18 protein-coding genes are annotated in these 19,216 nt (G+C 37.8%); 13 read left to right on the top strand and 5 right to left on the bottom strand.

Annotated features, from left to right (window positions below):
* Positions 1–5: 5 nt before the first annotated feature.
* Positions 6–1,295: a serine--tRNA ligase gene (gene serS / locus KKW16_RS02115; protein WP_215767870.1), complete on the bottom strand. Its 1,290-nt coding sequence runs from the start codon at positions 1,293–1,295 to the stop codon at positions 6–8.
* Between the two features lie 169 nt (positions 1,296–1,464).
* On the opposite strand from serS, the gene KKW16_RS02110 reads away from it, so the two are divergent.
* The gene (locus KKW16_RS02110) at positions 1,465–2,223 is read left to right on the top strand and encodes a hypothetical protein (protein ID WP_215767869.1); all 759 of its coding nucleotides are present in this window, start codon (positions 1,465–1,467) and stop codon (positions 2,221–2,223) included.
* Positions 2,224–2,342: 119 nt separating this feature from the next.
* Entirely contained in the window at positions 2,343–2,561 is a 219-nt protein-coding gene (locus KKW16_RS02105; protein WP_005628252.1) for an HP1242/YdcH family protein, read from the top strand.
* 45 nt (positions 2,562–2,606) lie between these two features.
* On the opposite strand, the gene KKW16_RS02100 is transcribed toward KKW16_RS02105, so the two are convergent.
* From KKW16_RS02100 to KKW16_RS02085, 4 genes are all read right to left on the bottom strand, one after another.
* Entirely contained in the window at positions 2,607–3,086 is a 480-nt protein-coding gene (locus KKW16_RS02100; protein WP_005628250.1) for a threonine/serine exporter family protein, read from the bottom strand.
* Between the two features lies 1 nt (position 3,087).
* Positions 3,088–3,858, bottom strand: coding sequence for a threonine/serine exporter family protein (locus tag KKW16_RS02095; RefSeq protein WP_048954137.1), 771 nt, complete (start codon positions 3,856–3,858; stop codon positions 3,088–3,090).
* Between the two features lie 128 nt (positions 3,859–3,986).
* On the bottom strand, positions 3,987–5,249 hold the full coding sequence (locus KKW16_RS02090) for an HlyC/CorC family transporter (protein WP_005626318.1): 1,263 nt from the start codon (positions 5,247–5,249) through the stop codon (positions 3,987–3,989).
* Positions 5,250–5,384: 135 nt separating this feature from the next.
* Positions 5,385–6,170, bottom strand: a complete 786-nt coding sequence (locus tag KKW16_RS02085) for a cytochrome C assembly family protein (protein ID WP_048954135.1) — start codon at positions 6,168–6,170, stop codon at positions 5,385–5,387.
* Positions 6,171–6,313: 143 nt separating this feature from the next.
* Here KKW16_RS02085 and ffh point away from each other — a divergent pair, with 143 nt between their 5' ends.
* From ffh to murD, 11 genes are all read left to right on the top strand, one after another.
* On the top strand, positions 6,314–7,702 hold the full coding sequence (gene ffh / locus KKW16_RS02080; protein WP_048954134.1) for a signal recognition particle protein: 1,389 nt from the start codon (positions 6,314–6,316) through the stop codon (positions 7,700–7,702).
* Between the two features lie 189 nt (positions 7,703–7,891).
* The gene (locus KKW16_RS02075) at positions 7,892–8,230 is read left to right on the top strand and encodes a PM0253 family protein (protein ID WP_048954133.1); all 339 of its coding nucleotides are present in this window, start codon (positions 7,892–7,894) and stop codon (positions 8,228–8,230) included.
* Between the two features lie 186 nt (positions 8,231–8,416).
* Entirely contained in the window at positions 8,417–10,003 is a 1,587-nt protein-coding gene (locus KKW16_RS02070) for a carbon starvation CstA family protein (RefSeq protein WP_048954132.1), read from the top strand.
* Between the two features lie 204 nt (positions 10,004–10,207).
* A complete protein-coding gene (gene mraZ / locus KKW16_RS02065) occupies positions 10,208–10,663 on the top strand; it encodes a division/cell wall cluster transcriptional repressor MraZ (RefSeq protein ID WP_048954131.1) in 456 nt (151 codons plus the stop codon).
* Between the two features lie 37 nt (positions 10,664–10,700).
* A complete protein-coding gene (rsmH, locus tag KKW16_RS02060; RefSeq protein WP_048954130.1) occupies positions 10,701–11,666 on the top strand; it encodes a 16S rRNA (cytosine(1402)-N(4))-methyltransferase RsmH in 966 nt (321 codons plus the stop codon).
* 2 nt (positions 11,667–11,668) lie between these two features.
* Positions 11,669–11,992, top strand: coding sequence for a cell division protein FtsL (gene ftsL / locus KKW16_RS02055; RefSeq protein WP_048954129.1), 324 nt, complete (start codon positions 11,669–11,671; stop codon positions 11,990–11,992).
* Between the two features lie 11 nt (positions 11,993–12,003).
* Complete coding sequence (locus KKW16_RS02050) at positions 12,004–13,833, top strand: penicillin-binding transpeptidase domain-containing protein (RefSeq protein ID WP_048954128.1); 1,830 nt, start codon at positions 12,004–12,006, stop codon at positions 13,831–13,833.
* A gap of 9 nt (positions 13,834–13,842) precedes the next feature.
* Positions 13,843–15,309 (top strand): UDP-N-acetylmuramoyl-L-alanyl-D-glutamate--2,6-diaminopimelate ligase, encoded by a 1,467-nt coding sequence (murE, locus tag KKW16_RS02045; RefSeq protein ID WP_215767868.1) that lies wholly within the window; start codon positions 13,843–13,845, stop codon positions 15,307–15,309.
* Positions 15,310–15,327: 18 nt separating this feature from the next.
* Positions 15,328–16,701 carry a UDP-N-acetylmuramoyl-tripeptide--D-alanyl-D-alanine ligase gene (gene murF / locus KKW16_RS02040; RefSeq protein WP_048954126.1) on the top strand — a complete coding sequence of 458 codons (1,374 nt, stop codon included), beginning with the start codon at positions 15,328–15,330 and terminating at the stop codon, positions 16,699–16,701.
* Positions 16,695–17,777 (top strand): phospho-N-acetylmuramoyl-pentapeptide-transferase, encoded by a 1,083-nt coding sequence (mraY, locus tag KKW16_RS02035; RefSeq protein WP_048954125.1) that lies wholly within the window; start codon positions 16,695–16,697, stop codon positions 17,775–17,777. The genes murF and mraY overlap by 7 nt, the downstream gene beginning before the upstream one ends.
* Before the next feature lie 122 nt (positions 17,778–17,899).
* Positions 17,900–19,216, top strand: coding sequence for a UDP-N-acetylmuramoyl-L-alanine--D-glutamate ligase (murD, locus tag KKW16_RS02030; protein WP_106013402.1), 1,317 nt, complete (start codon positions 17,900–17,902; stop codon positions 19,214–19,216).

The raw sequence follows: 19,216 nt of genomic DNA, 5'->3' as shown, positions 1-19,216 counted from the left end.
AAGGATTATTTTCCGATAACTTCTAATCCACCCATATATGGACGTAGCACTTCTGGCACGGTGATTGAACCATCCGCATTTTGATAGTTTTCAAGCACAGCAACTAAAGTACGACCAACAGCCAAGCCAGAACCATTTAAGGTGTGCACTAAGCGGGTTTTCTTATCGCCTTTTGCTTTACAACGTGCTTGCATACGGCGAGCTTGGAAATCCCACATATTTGAGCAAGAAGAAATTTCACGATAAGTATTTTGTGCAGGCACCCAAACTTCTAAATCGTAAGTTTTGCAGGAACCAAAGCCCATATCGCCTGTGCAAAGTAGAACTTTACGATACGGAAGATTTAATAATTGCAATACTTTTTCCGCATGACCGGTTAATTCTTCGAGTGCTTCCATTGATTTATCTGGATCAACGATTTGTACCATTTCTACTTTATCAAATTGGTGCATACGAATTAAACCGCGAGTATCACGACCGTAAGAACCCGCTTCTGAACGGAAACATGGCGTATGTGCGGTCATTTTTATTGGTAATTCTGCTTCATCAATAATTACATCACGCACTAAATTAGTGACAGGCACTTCTGCTGTTGGGATTAATGCGTAAGGTTGTTCGCCTTCTAAGGCTAAAGTATGGAATAAATCTTCACCAAATTTTGGTAATTGCCCTGTGCCATAAAGTGTGGCGTGATTTACTAAATAAGGCACATAGGTTTCTAAATAGCCGTGTTGTTCAGTATGAAGATCTAGCATGAATTGCGCTAATGCACGATGCATTTTTGCTATTTGACCTTTCATCACGGCAAAACGCGCACCCGCTAATTTAGCCCCAGCGGCAAAATCTAAGCCATTGGCATCTTCACCTAAAGTGACATGATCTTTCACTTCAAAATCAAATGAGCGTGGAGTACCCCAACGTAAGATTTCTTTATTTTCGGTGTCATCTTTGCCTAATGGTACTTCGTCTGCAGGTAGATTTGGAATGGTTAATGCAATTTTGTTGATTTCCGCAAGTACAGCATCTAATTGTGCTTTTGCTTCAGTCAATTGGTTGCCCATATTGTCCACTTCAGCCAATAATGGTGCGATATCTTCACCACGCGCTTTGGCGGCGCCAATGGCTTTAGAGCGAGTATTACGTTCAGCTTGTAAGTTTTCTGTGGTGACTTGTAAGTTCTTGCGTTGTTCTTCTAATGAGGTGAGTTTTTCTGTATCAAGAATAAAGTTACGTTTTATTTTTAATTTTTCTGCGACTTCCGCTAAATTATTACGGAGTAAATTTGGATCGATCATGGTATTTCCTTACTTTTTTCGTTGAAATGAAAATGGTTTTATTCTATCGCACGTTGTTGAAATAAACCAGTTAAAAGCCTAGTGAAAAGCGAGATTCTGAAAATAAAGAAAAATACACCGCACTTTGTGTTAAAATTTGCGCCGATTTAATCAAATTTTTAGGTGGGTTATGAGAAAATTTATTCTTTCTTTTCTATTTATGATTATTGGTGGTGGGCTTGGTTTTGCTGAGGCTCATTTTCATCCGACAAAATGGCAGGTTAGTGCACAATTTGAAACGCCAAAAATGAGTGAACTAGGTAATTATTTTTCTCTTTTTTCTACATATAGTTTAGTTAGCGGTGATGCGGATGCAGTGGATGCCACAAAGATTGAACGTAAGGCGACAAATTCTGCCTATCATGAATTTACAAAAATTCTGAGTTCTCCCGCTCAATTAATAGCTTTTTTAAATCAATCTGATTTTGTGAAAGCGAGAGCTACAGTTGAAAATCAAACGATTCAGCAGATTGCTTCGCACTTTAAATTTTCCCAAGAAAATAATCTTGATCAATTAACCCTGTCTTCTTTTGATCGTGAAGAAGTGGATCAACTTTTTGTGGAATACATTCGTTATGTGAATAATCAAGCGCGCCAAACATTAAATAATGAATTGATTACAAAATGGAAATCGTTATTTGAACAAGTGAAAAATGCAGCGGACGCTAAAATTGACGTTTCTTGGGAAAACAAATTGAAAATGATGCAATCTGTTCAACCGTTAGATAATAATTTGGTGGCATTTCATTTTGTTCAACAGCCTAATCTTGTGATGTCAGAGAAACCTTATGTTATCTCAACGGGTATTGGTGCTGGTTTTGGAATTATCCTTAGTTTGTTAGCGATGCTGATTTTAGGTGCTGGAAGAAATAAAAAAGCAAAAGAGTAAAGGATTATTTGAGAGAAATAAATTTTGTGATCGTTGTCAAATTTTTAAGATTGTTTTCTGTTTATTTGGGGCGAATGTAGTAAACTGAAACCAGTTAAAACCACTATAGGAGCAATGCTATGTTTCCCGAATACCGAGAATTAATCACCAAACTTAAAAGTAATGATGCTTATTTCGATCGTCTTTTTGAAAAGCATAACGAATTAGATCATGAAATTAAGAATATGCAGGAAAACATTCAGCTCGCCACTCATATGGAAATTGAGGCTTTGAAAAAAGAAAAATTACGGATTAAAGATGAGCTTTATGAATACCTTAAGAAAAAATCACAAGAATAGTACAAAAACCGGCTTAGGCCGGTTTTTTGTTGAACTATTTTAGTGTCACACCACAGGTTTTTGTCGATAAAACAATAATCCAGGCAAAGCTAATCCAAATACTATTGCTCCTAGGATAAAACTGGTATTAATAAAGGAGCTAATCATTTGTTCAAATAAAGCATCAGAAAAGCCGAAATGATGAATTTGTACCATTGAAATCATTGCTTTATAGGCATGAACACCGGGGATCATCGGGATAATTGCGGCAACTGTGAAGGCTTTGGGGTGGGCTAAATAACGATGGGAAAGATGCACGCCTAAAAAACCAATTACGCAAGTGGCAAAGAAAGTGGCAAATACAATAGGCATATTAATATGCAGTAATAATGTGCGTGTCACATGCCCAAGTGCGGCTAAAATTGCACAATATTTTAAGGCCTTGGGCGGTACATTAAATACTAAAGCAAAGCCCACAGCTGGAATTGCGGCAAATAACATATCATCGAGTAATTTCAATATAAATATTGTTATATCTAATAACATTTTAATGCCCCCAAGTTGTAATATGTAATACGCTTAAAGCGAATACAATGCCAAGACATGCGCCAAAAGTGAGAACTGTCGCAATCGTCCAACGGCCTAATCCCATATTGACGTAACCTTTTAATATATCTGCCAAAGAATTAATCAGCGGAAACCCCGGCACCAGTAATAACACACTAGACGCTAAAGCAATTTGAGGATCGTTGCCTAAGTTATATTTTAAGCTCACGCCGGAAATCAGCGAGGCGACACAAGAGGTGATGGAAAAGACAATTAGAGGATTATAGTGCCGTTTAGAAAATTCTTGTCGCACAAACATTGCAATGGCTGCAGCCACAAAGGTGATGCCACAAATCACCCAGTCTCCGCCAGATAAATGGGCGAATGCTGCACAAGATAAGCCTATCATGAATACCACTAACCATCGGTTATATTTTAGCGGTTTTAATTGATCCAGTTTTCTTTGTGCGCTTTCTAAGTCATACAAATGATGTTCAACGGCAATCACAATGCGCTGAACATCAGTAACCATTTGCATATTAATGCCTTTATCCGTATTTTTTCGTGCGGTGGTGATGCAATGATTATCAGATAAGGTCGTCAGCACCACTGCATTTGCCGTAAGCGCACATTCTACGCTTTCTACGCCAAGTGCTATGCCTAAACGCTGCGCCATTTGCACCACCACGGTACTTTCTGCCCCATGTTGTAACAAGAGCAGTGCCGTTTGTACGCACACGCGAGTCACCGCCCGTTGATATTCGTGTTCCATATCTTTCTTTTTCTATTAAGATATACCTATAAATAATTATAAAAATGTTTTCTAAAAAATGCGCAAAAAAAGAACCGCACTTATGATCTAAGTCAAAAGTGCGGTTCAATTTGTTTGAGTTTTTATTATTAAAGTTTGACGACTTTCGCTTGTTTAATCATATTATCGCCCACTTCAAGAATGGTAATTTGCAAGCCATCAATTTCGCAAACTGTTCCTTCATCGGGAATTTCTTCTAAGTGTTCTAGGATTAAACCATTAAACGTGCGGGCATCTTCAGTATCCAATTCCCAGTTAAACATTTTGTTGAGATCGCGTAGGTTGGCAGAGCCATCAATAATCATGGAACCGTCGGATTGTTGCGTTACTTCCTCGTCAATGCTTGGGGCGGTGGAAGTGGTAAAATCACCAACGATTTCTTCCAAAATATCTTCCAAAGTTACAAGCCCTTTAATATCGCCGTATTCATCCACCACTAAGCCAATGCGCTCTTTATTTGCACGGAAATTCGCAAGTTGAGTTTTTAATGGCGTGCTTTCAGGAATGAAATACACTTCATCAGCGGCACGAATTAAGGTTTCTTTGGTAAATTCATTTTTTTCAAGCAGTAAGCGGAATGCTTCACGCACGCGCAAAATACCAAGCACTTGTTCATCAAGGCTGCCTTTGTAGAGCACAACGCGGTTATGTGCTGCGTGATTGAGTTGGCGCATAATGGCTTTCCAGTCATCATCAATATCAATGCCGCCAATTTCGTTGCGCGGAACCATAATGTCATCAACGGTGACAGTTTCCATATCTAAAATAGAAAGCAACATTTGTGGATGTTGTTCATCAGGTGTCGCTTCACCCGCTTCTGATACGATACTACGAAGTTCCTCACGGCTAATTACTTGTTTTTGCATATCGGGTTTTAATCCCACCAAATGCATTAATGATTTGGTAAAAATATTCATCAGCCAAACTAACGGATAGAAGATTTTAAGTAATACCGTCAAAATGTGGCTGGAAACAAAACCGACTTTTTCCGCGTGCATTGCAGCCACCGTTTTGGGGAAAATTTCAGAAAATACAAGCATCACGAAAGTGAGCAAACCTGTTGCAATCGCCACGCCCGCATCACCGTATAAACGCATACCAATCATGGTCGCAATCGCTGATGCGCTGATATTCACAAGGTTATTAAAAATAAGAATAAAGCTTAACAAGGTATCTGGCTTTTCTAACAGTTTTTCTGCCTTTTGTGCGCCTTTATTGCCTTGTTCGGATAGAAAACGAAGACGATATTTATTGAGAGAGAGTAGTCCGGTTTCTGAGCCAGAAAAATATGCAGATAACACTAAACAGATAATGAGAATAATAAATAAAGTACTAAGGGGAATACTGTCCAAGGGAAAATCCTTTTGTTCGTTAATCACATCATAGGGCGTAATTTATTGAAGCATAAATTAGTCTAGCTAATTAAGTTTATGTAATAAGTTATGCCCTATGGAATAATAAAGGCGAATTTGAATTCGCCCTTATTTTTAAATCAGCCGACTGCCAAAATAAGCAATCGTGAGTAAGATAATACCTGAAATTGCATAAATTATCATCCTTTTTCCATGCCATCCTTTTTTCCAATGACCAAAAAGTGCGATGCCAAAGACTATCCAAGCAAAAAATGAAAATAGTGCTTTGTGAATATTTTCCGCAGTTAATGCATTGATAGAATGATAAATACCTGAAATTAATGTCAGTGTTAATAATAATTCACCAAAAGCAAATACCCTTGCAAAATGACGTTCTACGGTCATTAAAGAAGGTATAATCGGAGAAAAGTTGGTTTTTTTGGCTTTTAATGAACGATCAATCCAATTGAGTTGGATTGCATAAAGCATGGCAATAAAGCATACGGCATAAGTAAATATTGATAAGCCTATATGAAATAACATCGCAGAATCTTGATTGAGTAATTGAATAAAATGACTTGGTATAAATGTTGCCAAAATTAAGTTAAAAATTGAAAAGGCAAAGACGATAGGTAAAACGAACCAGATAGAATTCACTGATAAAATAGCAAATACTGCAAGGGCAGAGATGCTAACACTCATTAATGAACTAATTTGAATTAATGTGAATGTATGCTCTTCAGCTAATTCCTTCAAGGAAGGGAAAAGCGTAATACCGTGTAATGCTATCGCAAAAAGTGAGGTAAAAAACAACGGTGTTTTTTTCGGAGAATGTTGTGTGTTTTCTACGGACGTAAGTAAAGGAGCGATCATCAACACACTAATTAGATAAAATAAAATCGAAAAAATAGCAAACCACATAATTTCTTTTCTCTGTTTGGGAATGGTTCGTATTTTATCGTTCTCACACACAATTCGCTATAAATTTATTTGAAATGATGAAAAACGCCTAAATTTCGGTATAATCAAGGCAATTTTTTTAGAAAAAAACAGGATTACGAGTTATGTTTGATAATTTATCGGATCGCCTTTCTAAAACTTTACGCAATATCACGGGAAAAGGCCGTTTAACGGAAGATAATATTAAAGAAACCTTACGCGAAGTGCGTATGGCATTACTTGAAGCAGATGTTGCTTTACCTGTGGTGCGTGAATTTATCGCAAAAGTAAAAGAACGCGCGCTTGGGGAAGAAGTCAATAAAAGCTTAACGCCGGGGCAAGAGTTCTTAAAAATCGTTCAGCGTGAGCTTGAAAAAGCCATGGGTGAAGCGAATGAGAGTTTAAACCTAGCAACTCAACCACCAGCGGTTATCTTAATGGCGGGTTTACAAGGTGCGGGTAAAACCACCAGCGTGGGTAAATTAGCAAAATTCTTGCGTGAACGCCATAAAAAGAAAGTGTTAGTAGTTTCTGCCGACGTATATCGCCCAGCTGCGATTAAGCAGCTTGAAACTTTGGCTCAGTCCGTTGGCGTGGATTTTTTCCCATCGGATGTTAAACAAAACCCAGTTGATATTGCTAAATCGGCACTTGCTGATGCAAAACTGAAATTCTACGATGTATTGATTGTGGATACGGCAGGGCGTTTGCACGTTGATACAGAAATGATGGATGAAATCAAGCAAGTCCATGCAGCGTTAAATCCAATCGAAACCCTTTTCACCGTAGATGCGATGACTGGTCAAGATGCAGCCAATACGGCAAAAGCCTTTAATGAAGCATTGCTGCTTACAGGTGTTATTTTGACAAAAGTGGACGGTGATGCACGCGGTGGTGCGGCGTTATCAATTCGTCAAATCACTGGTAAACCAATCAAATTCTTGGGTGTGGGTGAGAAAACAGAAGCGCTTGAGCCGTTCCATCCAGACCGTATCGCTTCCCGTATTTTGGGTATGGGCGATGTGCTTTCACTGATTGAAGATCTTGAACGTTCTGTTGACCGTGAAAAAGCAGAAAAAATGGCGCAGAAATTCAAGAAAGGCGATGATTTCACTTTAGATGATTTCAGAGAACAGCTTATCGAGATGAAAAAAATGGGTGGCATGATGTCTATGCTTGAGAAATTACCCGGTGCAAAAAATTTGCCTGATCACGTTAAAAATCAAGTGGATGACAAAATGTTTGTCAAAATGGAAGCGATCATTAACTCTATGACCTTAAAAGAACGTGCCAACCCAGATATTATCAAAGGATCTCGCCGTCGTCGTATTGCATTAGGTTCTGGCACTCAAGTGCAAGATGTCAATAAATTACTTAAACAATTCGATGAAATGCAACGTATGATGAAGAAAATGCGTAAAGGTGGCATGGCTAAAATGATGCGTGGAATGCAAGGCTTAATGGGCGGAGGCTTGGGCGGTCTTGGTGGTTTAGGCGGAATGTTTAAACGATAATTTCATAAGATCAAAGTGCGGTTAAAAAAGAAATATTTTTAATCGCACTTTGTTTTGGGCAAAATATTAGCCTAAGTGTCATTTATAAGTGAATTTTAGTTGAAATAATACCCGGTACTTAGTATGGGAATTTTCTTTACTTCATTCTATACTCATTACACATTTCAACTTTTTCTATAAAAATTCAACATGAATAATAATCCATTCCAAGTTAACTGGTCATCTAAGGGACATACATTATGTTTGGGACATTGGGAAATTAAATATCTTGGTTTACCCGTCGTGTTACCTCGAGAGCGCCAAGATAAAGATATGGGAACAGAAAATATTTATAATTTTATGGATCCTGAAGATGAGCTTTATCGCGAGGGATTGGGTGAGGATGATTGGATTGTTGAAAATATTGAATGGCTTTCTGATGTATTTATTGAGCATAATATTCCTTTAGAGGAAAATATAATGAGAGCATTTTATCAAGCAGTAAATCAGGCCGATTGGCGCTGCGGGAGCTGTGGAGGGTGTATTTAACTTTGAGAGTATCAATCTGTTTTATTCTTTTAATGTAAATAGTGTTATTAATAAATGTGATAAAAGTCACAAATTTTAAAAAAACTCTTAAATTCAATTTTTGATTTCTATCAATTTGACATAGAATACGGCCGCTAATTTAGAGTATATCTAAATATTATTACCCATCTTTTGAGGAGTATTTCTATGTTGTGGTTTTTCTTTTGTGTAGCCATTCTTATTCTTGGTTACTTTATTTATGGAAAAATTATCGAAAAAATCTTTGTCATTAATCCAAAACGTCAAACACCAGCCTATCAAATAAATGATGGTGTGGATTATATGCCAATGTCAAAAACTAAGATTTGGTTAATTCAATTGTTGAATATTGCTGGTACTGGCCCAATTTTTGGCCCTATTCTTGGTGCATTATACGGACCTGTCGCGATGTTATGGATTGTACTAGGCTGTATTTTTGCTGGGGCAGTACATGATTATTTCTGCGGTATGTTGAGTATCCGTCATGGTGGTGCAACAATGCCATATTTAGCCGGTAAATTCTTAGGTCGCCCTGTAAAAGTATTTATTAACACATTAGCGCTTGTACTTTTATTATTAGTAGGTGTTGTGTTTGTATCAAGCCCAGCTCAATTAATGGGTACGATTACCATGGACTTATTGGGCGCATCTCAAGGAGCGTTACAATTAGGTGATGCTGAAGCTGTTCATCATGCAGTTGAAGCCGGTGGTATCAAAGTATGGGGAATGGATAAAGCAACTGTTGTTGCAGTTTGGACGATTATTATCTTTGCTTACTATATTCTTGCGACTTTATTACCGATCGATAAAATTATCGGTCGAATCTATCCGCTTTTTGGCGCATTATTGCTATTTATGTCTGTGGGTATGGTGTATGGCTTAGTTTCTGCACACTTTAGTGCTGTTGATCCTATTGAGTTCTTCCGTACTATCAATGCAGATGGTCAAGGTTTAACTTTAGAGAAATTCACACAAAACTTCCAAGTGAAGGGTGATGTTCCAATTTGGCCATTGTTGTTCTTAACTATTTCTTGTGGTGCATTATCTGGTTTCCACGCAACTCAAACTCCTTTAATGGCGCGTTGTGCTGAAAATGAAAAAGAAGGTCGTTTTATCTTTTACGGTGCAATGATTGCTGAAGGTGTAATTGCGCTAATCTGGTGTATGGTTGGTCTCGCATTCTATGAAAATCCACAAGCATTACAAGATGCAATTTCTGCAGGATCACCATCTAAAGTTGTATATGACAGTTCATTACATTTCTTAGGTTTTGTTGGTGGTATTTTTGCTGTGTTAGGTGTGGTTGTTTTACCTATCACTTCTGGTGATACCGCATTCCGTGCTGCTCGTTTACAATTAGCGGAAATTTTCCATATTGACCAACGTTCATTATCTAAACGCTTATTAATTGCTGTACCACTATTCGTATTAGGCTATTTTGTTTCAACCATTGACTTTAGCGTATTATGGCGTTATTTCACTTGGGCAAACCAAATGACAGCAATGGTAATGTTATGGACAGCAGCTGCATATTTATATCGTTATCATAAATTCCATTGGGTTGCTTCTATTCCTGCTTGGTTTATTACCACAGTGTGTGCAACTTATTTATATTACAATCCAATTGGTTTCCACTTAGATTATCAATTGTCAGTATATTTAGGTTTGGCAACAACAGTAGTATGTATCATATTATTCTTTACGTTACTTAAACCATTCGGTGATCGTGACGAAGAAGCTTATGTGAATAATTAATTAAGAACATCTGGTTGAAAAAAGCCGTTTGGGATATTTTCTCAAACGGCTTTTTATTTTGATAAAAAATAGGGTTATATCAGGGATAATCGCTTGCAACTTAAGCAAACAAATTATAAACTTACGTAGATGTGGAGAAAAGTGGTGTTTTGTGGAGATTTTTAGAAAAATTTCTCAAAATAAGTTTAATTTTGAAGGCGTAATATGTTTCGTGGTGCAACAGCGGTTAATTTAGATTCTAAGGGACGCGTAGCGATCCCAACCCGCTATCGCTCTGAAATTCTTGAAAAGAACCAAGGGCAAATGGTTTGTACCGTCGATATTCGCCAACCTTGTCTTTTACTTTATCCCCTTGATGAATGGGAAAAAATCGAACAAAAACTTCTCGAACTTTCTAATTTTGATCCTACCCAACGCCGTTTGCAACGAGTAATGCTTGGTCATGCCACTGAATGTGAGATGGATGCTCAGGGCCGTATTTTGCTTAGTGGACCATTACGCCAACATGCAAAATTAGAAAAAGGTTTAATGTTAGTAGGACAACTTAATAAATTTGAAATTTGGAGTGCTGTAGAATGGCATGCTCAAATTGAAGAAGATATGGAAATTGGTTCAAGTGCAGACTTTGCGTCTGAGGCTCTGAAAGATTTCTCATTATAGAAAATGATTCACCGTTTTTTACTTTTATATTGTATTTATGGATACCGAAAATTCCTTTTCTTCACCTGAACATATCACAGTTTTACTTCACGAAGCCGTGAATGGCTTGGCATTGAAGGAAAATGGAATTTATATTGACGGTACTTTTGGCCGTGGTGGACATTCTCGCTTAATCCTTTCTAAATTATCCCCAAATGGTCGTCTTATTGGCGTTGACCGCGATCCTAGAGCCATTGCTGAAGCTCAAAAAATTCAAGACCCACGTTTTCAGATTGAACATAACAGCTTTTCTCATATTCCTGAAATTTGTGAAAAATTAAATTTGGTTGGCAAAATTGATGGTATTTTGCTTGATCTTGGCGTGTCATCTCCCCAGCTTGATGAAGCAGAACGTGGTTTTAGTTTTATGAAAGATGGCCCACTTGATATGCGTATGGACACGACTCAAGGTTTATCAGCAGCAGAATGGTTAAAACAAGTATCGGTTGAGGATTTAACTTGGGTTTTGAAAACTTTTGGCGAGGAGCGTTTTGCTAAACGTATTGCCACTGCTATTGTTGATTACAACAAAAGTGCGGCCAAAAATGGCACAGAATTTTTATCACGTACTAGTCAATTAGCTGAGCTTATTTCACAAGCGGTACCTTTTAAAGATAAACATAAACATCCTGCGACTCGTAGTTTCCAGGCCATTCGTATTTTCATCAATTCAGAACTAGACGAATTGGAAAGTGTACTCAATTCTGCTTTAGACATGTTAGCGCCAGAAGGGCGTTTATCAATTATTAGTTTCCATTCTTTGGAAGATAGAATGGTGAAACATTTTATGAAAAAACAAAGTAAAGGTGAGGATATCCCTAAAGGTTTACCATTGCGAGAAGACCAAATTCAACGTAATCAGAAATTAAAACTAATTGGTAAAGCAATTCAACCAAGTGAGGCGGAAATTCAAGCAAATCCTCGTTCAAGAAGTGCAGTATTGCGTGTAGCGGAGAGAATTTAGTGATGTCTGAAAATAATAAACCTCGTTATCCGTTACAGCAGATTTTAGTTGAAGATTTATTTTCTTCAAATAAGTTAATTGTTTTCTTATTAATAGCAATTTTGGTATCCGCAATGGGCGCTATTTGGGTGACGCATAAAACACGTCAGTTAATTTCTGAAAATGGTGCACTTATTTTACAACGGCAAGCGCTTGAAAATGAATATCGAAATTTACAGGTGCAGGAAGCGACTGAAGGGGATAGCACAAGAGTAGAATCTATTGCTGTAGGTACTTTAAAAATGAAACCTTTAACGACAGAACAAGAAGTTGAGATTAGAGAATAATAGGTAAAAAGATGGTTAAATTCAATTCTTCTCGTAAATCAAATAAGTCTAAAAAAACAATTAGAAAATTAACCGCACCTGAAGCCGTGAAACATAACAAACCGAAAATGGTGTTTGATAAATGTTTTATGCGTGGACGTTATATTATTTCGGTATTTTTTGTTTTTCTTGGTTTGTGTGCATTGGTAGCTCGTGCTGGTTATGTCCAATCTATTAATGCTGATACCTTATCTGGCGAGGCAGATAAACGCTCGTTACGTAAAGATGAAATTCTTTCAGTGCGTGGTTCAATTTTAGATCGTAATGGGCAATTATTATCAGTAAGTGTCCCGATGAGTGCAATAGTAGCTGATCCCAAAACGATGTTAAAAGAAGATGCTTTAGCGGATAAAGAGCGTATTAATGCATTAGCACAAGAGATAGGAATGAGTAGCAATGACTTGATTAAAAAAATTGAGAAAAATTCAAAATCAGGTTATTTGTATTTGGCTCGTCAAGTAGAGTCAAATAAAGCAGATTATATTAAAAAATTAAACGTTAAAGGCGTTTTCTTAGAAACTGAACATCGTCGTTTTTATCCACGTGTAGAAGAAGCTGCACATTTAGTTGGTTATACTGATATTGATGGGAATGGTATAGAAGGGATAGAGAAAAGTTTTAATACCATGCTTGTGGGGAAAGATGGTTCACGCACAGTACGTAAAGATAAGCGAGGTAACATTGTTGAACACATTTCTGATGAAAAAAAATATGATGCGCAAGATGTTACGTTAAGTATTGATGAAAAATTACAATCTATGGTGTATCGTGAAATTAAAAAAGCGGTATCAGAAAATAATGCTGAATCAGGTACAGCTGTATTAGTTGATGTTCGTACAGGAGAAGTATTAGCCATGGCTACTGCGCCATCCTATAACCCGAATAATCGTGTTGGCGTTAAATCAGAATTAATGCGTAATCGTGCTATTACGGATACCTTTGAGCCGGGTTCTACTGTAAAGCCTTTAGTTGTGTTAACTGCACTTCAACGTGGTGTAGTTCGTCGTGATGAAGTTATTAATACGGGGTCTTTTACAGTAAGTGGAAAAGAAATTGTAGACGTAGCACCACGTGCGCAACAAACATTAGATGAAATATTAATTAATTCAAGTAACCGTGGTGTAAGTCGCCTTGCGTTACGTATGCCCCCAAGTGCCTTGATGGAAACCTATCAAAATGCAGGTTTAGGTAAGTCGACAGATTTGGGATTGATTGGTGAACAGGCTGGGATTTTAAATGCCAATCGTAAACGTTGGGCGGATATTGAACGTGCAACGGTTTCTTATGGTTATGGTATTACTGCAACACCACTCCAAATAGCTAGAGCTTATGCAACGCTTGGTAGCTTCGGTATTTATCGTCCACTCTCTATTACAAAAGTTGATCCACCTGTAATAGGGAAACGAGTTTTTTCTGAAAAAATCACGAAGGATATTGTCGGTATTTTAGAAAAAGTAGCGATTAAAAATAAGCGAGCGATGGTTGAAGGATATCGTGTTGGTGTAAAAACGGGTACAGCACGTAAATTAGAGAATGGTCATTATGTGAATAAATACGTTGCATTCACAGCGGGGATTGCACCAATTAGTGATCCACGTTATGCCTTAGTCATTTTGATTAACGATCCAAAAGCTGGGGAATATTATGGTGGTGCGGTTTCAGCTCCTGTGTTCTCTAGTATTATGGGTTATGCATTACGTGCTAACGGAATTCCACAAGATGCGGAACCAACAGAAAAAACAATGAAAAGTGCGAAACGCATTGTATATGTTGGTGAGCGTAAGAATGAAAAAATGAATTAAGGAAAAATAATGAAAAAACTCACCGCACTTTTTGATTTACCTGAATTAAAGGATGAGATAGAACTCCATAATATGGTATTGGATAGCCGTAAAGTTAAAACAGGGGATCTTTTTGTAGCAATAAAAGGACATCAAGTCGATGGAAATCAATTTATTGATTCGGCTATTCACTTTGGTGCAAGTGCGGTGCTTTCTGAGACGGAATTATCTAGCGAGCATTTAACAGTAATATTTATTGGGAATGTGCCAGTAGTTAAGTTTTATCAACTTGCACGCCATCTTTCGTTGTTGGCAGATATTTTTTATGATTCGCCTTCTAAGAAATTAACGCTTGTTGGCGTAACTGGGACAAATGGCAAGACTACTATTTCTCAATTATCAGCACAATGGGCGGAGCTATTAGGCCATCGTGCGGCAGTAATGGGAACAATTGGTAATGGACTTTTAGGTGCCGTAGTTGAGGCTAAGAATACGACAGGGTCTGCGGTAGAACTTCAGTCTTCCCTTGCCAAATTTAGACAAGATGGAGCCGATTTCGCTGCAATTGAGGTTTCATCACATGGTTTAGCCCAATATCGAGTAGAAGCATTACATTTTAAGGCCGCTATTTTTACAAATCTAACTCGTGATCATCTTGATTATCATCAAACAATGGAAAATTATGCTTCCGCTAAAAAACGCTTATTCACCGAATTAGATACGCAAATTAAAGTGATTAATGTGGATGATGAGATTGGCTGCCAATGGTTAAGTGAATTGCCTGATGCGATTGCAGTTAGTACAAGCACCGATTTCCAAGCAAACTCACATCAATGGATGAAGGCAACAAATATCCACTATCATGCTCAAGGCGCAGAGATTACTTTTGAATCTAGCTGGGGTAATGGCGTATTGCATAGTCCATTAATCGGTGCTTTCAATGTAAGCAATTTGTTATTAGTGATGACCACGTTATTATCATTTGGTTACCCATTGGAAAATTTACTCGCTACGGCGAAATCTTTGAAAGGAGTATGTGGAAGAATGGAAATGATTCAGTATCCAAACAAGCCAACGGTCATCGTTGATTATGCTCACACCCCTGATGCATTAGAGAAGGCATTACTTGCAGCACGGGAGCACTGTCAAGGTGAATTATGGTGCATTTTTGGCTGTGGCGGTGATCGCGATCGAGGTAAACGTCCATTAATGGCAAAAGTGGCAGAACAATTTGCTGATAAAGTTATCGTGACAAAAGATAACCCGCGATCAGAGCCTTATAAACAAATTGAGGATGATATTGTTTCTGGTTTTATTAATATGGATAAAGTGGGTATTATTCCTGATAGAGAACAAGCTATCCAATTTGCAATTGAAAGTACTATTGAAAATGATGTAATTTTAATTGCGGGTAAAGGTCATGAGCATTATCAAATTATTGGTAATGAAGTGATTTCATTTTCTGATCAAGATGTAGCACATGATTTTTTAAAGTAAAATAATAACAATTAAATTATGATTAAACTCTCTACTGAACAATTAGCACAGATTCTTCAAGCTAAATTAATTGGCGATAAAAATGTGCAAGTTGAAGAAATTAATACAGATACCCGAAAAAGTGTATCAAATAGTTTATTTTTTGCGTTGAAAGGCGAAAAGTTTGATGCTCACCAATATCTTGAACAAGCGGTAGTACAAGGTGCGGTAGCCGTTGTTGTTCAGCAAGAAAATTCTTCCATTTCTGTTCCACAACTGGTGGTTAAGGATACTCGAATTGCTTTGGGCGAACTTGCAAAATGGTTACGTGAGAAAATTAATCCGCGTACTGTCGCGATGACAGGGTCTTCTGGTAAAACTACGGTAAAAGAAATGACGGCGAGTATTTTGCAACATACTGCTGGTGATTCGGAAGCAATACTTTTTACCAATGGTAATTTTAATAATGATATTGGTGTGCCTTTAACCCTTCTTCGCTTAACAGAAAAACATCGTTTCGCTGTGATCGAACTTGGTGCAAATCATCAAGGTGAAATTGATTACACCACAAAATTAGCTCAACCTGATGCCGCATTGATTAATAATATTGCGCCTGCGCATTTAGAGGGCTTTGGTTCTTTAGAGGGCGTTGCACAAGCTAAAGGTGAGATTTATCGTGGTTTAACATCGAATGGCGTGGCGATTATTAATGCAGAACATAACCATTTAGATTTTTGGCAAAAAGAAATCGGTGAACATGAAATTCAATATTTCAACGGTAAAGATTATTCTGCAAAAAATATTCATCATACTGCTCAAGGCTCCACTTTTACACTTATTTCCCCACAAGGTGAAATGGAGATTAACTTACCTTACCTTGGTGAACATAATGTAAAAAATGCCTTGGCTGCTACCGCACTTGCGATGAATGTCGGTGCAACCCTTACGGATGTAAAAGCTGGATTAGAACAACGTTCACAAGTGAAAGGACGTTTATTCCCAATTCAAGTAACGCCTAATTTATTGTTATTAGATGATACTTATAACGCAAATAAAGATTCTCTGTGTGCTGCCATTGATGTCCTAAAAAGTTATGAAGCTTTCCGTATTTTGTGTGTCGGTGATATGAAAGAGTTGGGGGAAAACTCTCTCGCTATTCACCGTGAAGTAGGACAACATGCCAACTCGGCAAATTTAAATTTAGTTTGTTCTTATGGCAACGAAAGTGCGGTTATTTCTGAGGCTGTTTCGGGTAAGCATTTTACTGATAAGGTGGAAATGGTTGATTTTCTTGTGCCATTGATTGAAACACAATTACAACAAAATAACAAAGTCGTGGTGCTAGGAAAAGGCTCGCGCTCAATGAAAATGGAAGATGTGATTTATTCATTAAAGGATAAAATTAAATGTTAGTCTGGCTTGCTGAATATCTTATTCGTTATGAAACCGCATTTAATGCGATTTCTTATATTACCGTCCGTGCAATTCTTGCATTATTAACCGCACTTTTTATCTCACTTTGGATTGGTCCAAAAGTGATCAAACGTTTACAGATCTTAAAGTTTGGCCAAGAAGTGCGAAATGATGGTCCTGAAAGTCACTTTGCAAAAAAAGGCACCCCCACTATGGGCGGAGTGATGATTTTATTCTCTATTGGCGTAAGTACGTTATTATGGGCAAATCTTGCTAATCCTTATATTTGGGTTTGCTTATTTGTATTATTTGGATATGGTGCAATTGGTTTTGTGGATGATTTCCGTAAAATTACCCGTAAAAACACGGATGGTTTGATTGCGCGTTGGAAATATTTTTGGATGTCTGTTGTGGCATTAGTGGCAATCCTTTGGCTTTATTGGCTTGGCCACGACACTGATGCCACCCGTTTAGTGATTCCATTCTTTAAAGACATTATGCCTCAATTAGGTTTGTTCTATATTGTGTTGTCTTACTTTGTGATTGTTGGAACCGGTAATGCGGTGAATTTAACAGATGGTTTGGATGGATTGGCGATAATGCCAACCGCGCTTGTCGCAGGTGCGTTTGCGTTAATTGCATGGGCGACGGGTAACGTGAATTTCGCAGAATACTTGCACATCCCATACATTAAATATAGTTCTGAGGTGGTTGTATTTTGTACAGCCATTGTTGGTGCAGGGCTAGGATTCTTATGGTTCAATACTTATCCAGCACAAGTCTTTATGGGCGATGTAGGTTCCCTTGCATTAGGCGGCGCGCTTGGTGTCGTGGCAATCCTAGTTCGTCAGGAATTTTTGCTTGTGATAATGGGCGGGGTGTTTGTTGTTGAAGCGCTCTCTGTTATTTTGCAAGTGGGATCTTATAAGTTACGCAAACAACGCATTTTTAGAATGGCACCGATTCACCATCATTTTGAATTGAAGGGATGGCCAGAGCCAAGAGTCATTATTCGGTTTTGGATTATTTCCTTAATGTTGGTGTTGATGGGATTGGTAACCTTGAAGTTACGTTAATAAATATAGCTAGGTTCGCTCTTTCAGTTTTTGAAAGGGCGACCTTTTTACGTTAGTAAAGGAAATTTATATTTCCATCCATAATATAATTTTAGAATTTATAGCAATTAAGAAGAAAGAAAATGAACGCCTATCAAAACAAAAATATTACTATCATCGGGCTTGGCAAAACAGGTCTTTCTTGCGTGGATTATCTCTTATCCCAACAGGCTAATATTCGAGTGATTGATACCCGAAAAAATCCTACTGGTGTTGATAAACTTCCTCAAAATATCCCTCTTCATACTGGTAGTTTAAATCAGGAATGGTTACTGGAAAGCGATATGATCGTTATCAGCCCAGGGCTTGCGGTAAAAACACCTGAAATTCAAACCGCACTTAAAGCTGGCGTAGAAGTAATTGGTGATATTGAATTATTCTGCCGTGCGGCGACGAAGCCAATTGTCGGGATTACCGGTTCAAATGGAAAAAGTACTGTGACTACCTTGGTTTATGAAATGGCGAAAGCTGCTGGTGTGAAAGTTGGTATGGGGGGAAATATTGGGATTCCCGCTTTGTCATTGTTGAATGAAGATTGTGAACTTTATGTATTAGAGCTGTCTAGTTTTCAGCTTGAAACAACTTACAGCTTAAAATCTGCGGCTGCAACTGTCTTAAACGTGACTGAAGATCATATGGATCGTTATGTGGATTTAGAAGATTATCGCCAAGCAAAATTACGCATTTATCATAATGCTGAGGTCGGCGTTTTGAATAATGAGGATAAGCTGACTTTTGGTGAAGATGAAAATCAAGCGAAACAAACCATTTCTTTTGCGGAAAAGTCAGCAGATTATTGGCTAAAAACGGAAAACGGCAAGCAATACTTAATGGCAAAAGATGAAGTAATTTTGCCTTGTGAAGAAGCAACATTAGTCGGTCGCCATAATTATATGAATATTTTGGCGGCAACGGCATTGGCACAAGCTGTTGGTATTAATTTAGATTCAATTCGTACCGCACTTCGTCATTTCAAAGGGCTAGACCATCGTTTTCAATTAGCGTATCAGGCTAATGGCATTCGTTGGATTAATGATTCTAAAGCAACAAATGTGGGGAGTACAGTTGCCGCATTAGCTGGCCTTTATGTGGAAGGCAAATTGCATTTGTTGTTAGGCGGTGATGGAAAAGGAGCTGATTTTTCAGAATTAGCTGAATTAATTAATCAACCACACATTATTTGTTATTGTTTTGGTCGAGATGGTTCACAATTAGCGAAACTTTCTCCACAAAGTCACTTATTTGAAACAATGGGGCAGGCAATTGAATTTTTACGCCCTATATTGTGTGTAGGTGATATGGTATTATTGTCTCCTGCTTGTGCAAGTTTAGATCAGTTTACCTCTTTTGAAAAACGTGGTGAAGAATTTACACGTTTGGCTCAACTTAATAACGTATAG

Source organism: Haemophilus sp. SZY H8 (assembly GCF_018829755.1).
GTDB lineage: Bacteria > Pseudomonadota > Gammaproteobacteria > Enterobacterales > Pasteurellaceae > Haemophilus > Haemophilus haemolyticus_K.
The sequence above is the reverse complement of the archived record's forward strand: the minus strand, read 5'-3'. Positions and strand labels throughout refer to the sequence as shown.

Bases quoted from the DNA above. Each gene is read 5' to 3' on its own strand.
- murE (WP_215767868.1), top strand. From the start codon at position 13,843: ATGAAAAAACTCACCGCACTTTTTGATTTACCTGAATTAAAGGATGAG.
- serS (WP_215767870.1), bottom strand. From the start codon at position 1,295: ATGATCGATCCAAATTTACTCCGTAATAATTTAGCGGAAGTCGCAGAA.
- murD (WP_106013402.1), top strand. From the start codon at position 17,900: ATGAACGCCTATCAAAACAAAAATATTACTATCATCGGGCTTGGCAAA.
- KKW16_RS02095 (WP_048954137.1), bottom strand. From the start codon at position 3,858: ATGGAACACGAATATCAACGGGCGGTGACTCGCGTGTGCGTACAAACG.
- KKW16_RS02085 (WP_048954135.1), bottom strand. From the start codon at position 6,170: ATGTGGTTTGCTATTTTTTCGATTTTATTTTATCTAATTAGTGTGTTG.
- KKW16_RS02110 (WP_215767869.1), top strand. From the start codon at position 1,465: ATGAGAAAATTTATTCTTTCTTTTCTATTTATGATTATTGGTGGTGGG.
- mraZ (WP_048954131.1), top strand. From the start codon at position 10,208: ATGTTTCGTGGTGCAACAGCGGTTAATTTAGATTCTAAGGGACGCGTA.
- KKW16_RS02075 (WP_048954133.1), top strand. From the start codon at position 7,892: ATGAATAATAATCCATTCCAAGTTAACTGGTCATCTAAGGGACATACA.
- ffh (WP_048954134.1), top strand. From the start codon at position 6,314: ATGTTTGATAATTTATCGGATCGCCTTTCTAAAACTTTACGCAATATC.
- KKW16_RS02105 (WP_005628252.1), top strand. From the start codon at position 2,343: ATGTTTCCCGAATACCGAGAATTAATCACCAAACTTAAAAGTAATGAT.
- KKW16_RS02050 (WP_048954128.1), top strand. From the start codon at position 12,004: ATGGTTAAATTCAATTCTTCTCGTAAATCAAATAAGTCTAAAAAAACA.
- KKW16_RS02100 (WP_005628250.1), bottom strand. From the start codon at position 3,086: ATGTTATTAGATATAACAATATTTATATTGAAATTACTCGATGATATG.
- KKW16_RS02070 (WP_048954132.1), top strand. From the start codon at position 8,417: ATGTTGTGGTTTTTCTTTTGTGTAGCCATTCTTATTCTTGGTTACTTT.
- mraY (WP_048954125.1), top strand. From the start codon at position 16,695: ATGTTAGTCTGGCTTGCTGAATATCTTATTCGTTATGAAACCGCATTT.
- murF (WP_048954126.1), top strand. From the start codon at position 15,328: ATGATTAAACTCTCTACTGAACAATTAGCACAGATTCTTCAAGCTAAA.
- ftsL (WP_048954129.1), top strand. From the start codon at position 11,669: ATGTCTGAAAATAATAAACCTCGTTATCCGTTACAGCAGATTTTAGTT.
- rsmH (WP_048954130.1), top strand. From the start codon at position 10,701: ATGGATACCGAAAATTCCTTTTCTTCACCTGAACATATCACAGTTTTA.